We start from the raw sequence: 2,788 nt of genomic DNA, 5'->3' as shown, positions 1-2,788 counted from the left end.
ACAACCGTTTTGTCCCGGGCGATCGTGGAAATTGGAATTTACCCAGCTGTCGACCCGCTGGATTCTTCGTCGCGAATCCTTTCCCCTCTGGTGTTAGGAGAAGAACATTATTCCGTAGCGCGAAGTGTTCAGCAAATCCTGCAAAAATATAAGGAATTGCAAGATATTATTGCCATTCTTGGTATGGATGAGCTTTCTGAAGATGAAAAACTTATTGTTTTCCGGGCTCGTAAAATCCAACGCTTCYTGTCACAACCGTTCTCCGTTGCCGAAGCATTCACCGGCCAATCAGGAAAGTATGTACCATTGAAAGAAACTATTCGCGGCTTCAAAGAAATTGTGGAAGGAAAATACGATAACTTGTCAGAGGCCGCCTTCCTGATGGTTGGACCTATAGAAGAAGTAGTCGAAAAAGCCAAGACATTGGGGGGATAAGACATGGCAGGAGCATTCTCTCTACAGATCGTCTCCCCGGAAGGAAACGTCCTGAAAGAAGAGGTTGAGTTTGTTATTCTTCCCGGTGAAGCAGGCGAATTAGGAATTTTGCCGCACCACACAGCCCTGATTTCAGGATTGAAGATCGGTGTTATACGTTATACCCTGAACAGCACTGTTAAACGTGCGGCTGTTGCGGGGGGGTTTGTTGAAGTTGTCGATAATTCTGCAATAGTTCTTGCGGAAACTGCCGAGCTGAGTGAAGATATCGATATCGCTCGCGCAATGGAAGCTAAAGAACGGGCGCAGAAGCGTCTGGCGGCACTTTCCAGTGACACCGACGTACAACGTGCTGAGTTAGCGTTGCGAAGAGCAATTGCTCGCCTTAGTGCCGCAGGAGAAAAGAAATAAACTCTCGCTTGTAGATGTATTGTAATTTTTGTTAATAGAAAAGAAAAAGGGCCCTTCCAAGGGCTTTTTTTCTTGTGCTAGATTCGTCAGCTTCACTAGCAGAGAATGTAGTTTTATTGAGAAGACTTGAAGGAAAATCARGAATAATAGCGAATAGTGTATAGTGTGTAAGGACAAACAAGCTTTGCACAACGATTTCGGGAGGTTAATATGGAAGAGGAAATGGATTTACGGCAGTACTGGGAAGTGTTGCGCAAACATTGGGTGATCATAGTGGTATTACCACTAATTGCCGCGCTCACCAGCGGAATCATTAGTTTTTTTATCATCAAGCCGGTGTATCAAGCCTCCACTACGTTGATCGTCGGAAAAAAAGCTTTGGAGTCTGGCCAGGAAGCAATACAAATGCTGGAGAATAATGTCCTCCAAGCGAACCTACAACTTGCGAAGACTTATGCGGCAATCGCCCAGAGCCGCACCGTCGAACAAAATGTGATCAATAGCTTAAACTTACCGATGAGTATCGGAGGACTTGACAGTCTAATCTCTATAAATCCGGTGAAGACTACGGAAATTTTGGAAATTCAGGTGACTAATATAAACCCTGAATTGGCAGCGGCAATTGCCAACGCAATGGCTGAAGAGTTTTCCAAAGCTGTTATTGATATAAAAAAAGTAGATAGTGTCAGCATTGTGGATACCGCAGTGACTCCGGTTAGTCCCGTTAAACCCAATAAAAAGCTTAACGTGCTGCTTGCTTTTGTGGTGGGCTTGATGGCTGCGGTTGGCCTGGCCTTCTTGCTGGAATTTCTGGATAACACAATAAAGACCTCAAGTGATGTTGAGGAGCTTTTGGGGATTCCTGTATTGGGCGTTATTCCCAACTATCAAACAGGAAAACAAGGGTAAGAGGAGTAGATTCTATTGGCATATTCGCTAGTCACCTTTGAGCAGACGAAATCTCCCATCGCGGAGGCTTACCGGACCCTGAGGACGAATGTCCAGTTTACATGCGTGGATTCAGATACCAGGAAAATTATGATCACAAGCCCCGGACCCCGGGAAGGAAAAACAACAACAGTGGCCAACCTGGCGGTCAGTATGGCCCAAGCTGGGAAAACCGTCTTGATCATAGACGCAGATTTGCGCAATCCTACCCAGCATAAGCTTTTTGGCCTGGATAATGCTCAGGGGTTATCGGTAGCCCTGGTTCAAGATAAGGACTACCGGCAATATATTCGGGAAACAGCTGTGCCTTGTGTAAGGGTTCTCACAGGAGGTCCCATCCCTCCCAATCCTGCGGAGCTTATCGGGTCTAAACGGATGAAGCGTTTGCTCCAGGAAGTAAGCGAGCAATATGACATGGTCCTCATCGATACCCCTCCCATTGTTGCGGTGACAGATGCCGCGATTCTCGCCCAGGAAGTCGATGGAGTCATCCTGGTCCTGGCCTCTGGTGAAGTGAACAAGGAGTTTGCTCAAAGAGCGAAAGAACTGCTCGATAAAGTAGGCGCCAAGATCCTCGGGGCGGTACTCAATAAGGCGGACACGAAAACCAGCGAATATTACTATTATTACTACTATCACGGGTCTGACGATACCAAGAAGAAGCACAAGCGCCGTAAAGACCGCTCGGCACCATCGGAAGGATGATCAGATGATTGATATCCATAGCCACATCCTGCCCGGGCTGGACGACGGGTCAAAAAACATGGCAGAAACGCTGGGAATAGTGCGTCAGTTGCACGAGGCGGGATTTAAGACGCTTATCGCCACCCCGCACGTCCTGGAAGGAAGGGATTTCTTAAGTCCTGCGGAAATTCTGGCTGCAACGGAACAAGTGCGCCAAGCGGTTACCGAGGCTGGTATTCCGGTTGATATTCTACCCGGCGCTGAGAACTATATCTTCCCGGACCTAATAAAGTGGGTGCGTGCCGGAAAA

The 2,788-nt window shown here is 47.4% G+C and carries 5 protein-coding genes; all 5 read left to right on the top strand.

Going from position 1 to position 2,788, the window contains the following annotated elements; translation table 11 throughout:
• A partial coding sequence (locus AC6I5A_RS00255; protein ID WP_497900370.1) for an ATP synthase beta subunit C-terminal domain-containing protein occupies positions 1 to 435 on the top strand: 435 nt, incomplete at its 5' end.
• A gap of 3 nt (positions 436 to 438) precedes the next feature.
• Positions 439 to 846 carry a F0F1 ATP synthase subunit epsilon gene (locus tag AC6I5A_RS00250; RefSeq protein WP_034610321.1) on the top strand — a complete coding sequence of 136 codons (408 nt, stop codon included), beginning with the start codon at positions 439 to 441 and terminating at the stop codon, positions 844 to 846.
• Positions 847 to 1,056: 210 nt separating this feature from the next.
• Positions 1,057 to 1,755 carry a YveK family protein gene (locus AC6I5A_RS00245; RefSeq protein ID WP_034610319.1) on the top strand — a complete coding sequence of 233 codons (699 nt, stop codon included), beginning with the start codon at positions 1,057 to 1,059 and terminating at the stop codon, positions 1,753 to 1,755.
• Between the two features lie 15 nt (positions 1,756 to 1,770).
• A complete protein-coding gene (locus AC6I5A_RS00240; RefSeq protein WP_034610316.1) occupies positions 1,771 to 2,499 on the top strand; it encodes a CpsD/CapB family tyrosine-protein kinase in 729 nt (242 codons plus the stop codon).
• Between the two features lie 4 nt (positions 2,500 to 2,503).
• On the top strand, positions 2,504 to 2,788 hold a 285-nt coding region (locus AC6I5A_RS00235), incomplete at its 3' end, for a CpsB/CapC family capsule biosynthesis tyrosine phosphatase (RefSeq protein ID WP_034610315.1).

The sequence above is a fragment of the Desulfosporosinus sp. Tol-M2 genome (assembly GCF_059735615.1).
The sequence above is the reverse complement of the archived record's forward strand: the minus strand, read 5'-3'. Positions and strand labels throughout refer to the sequence as shown.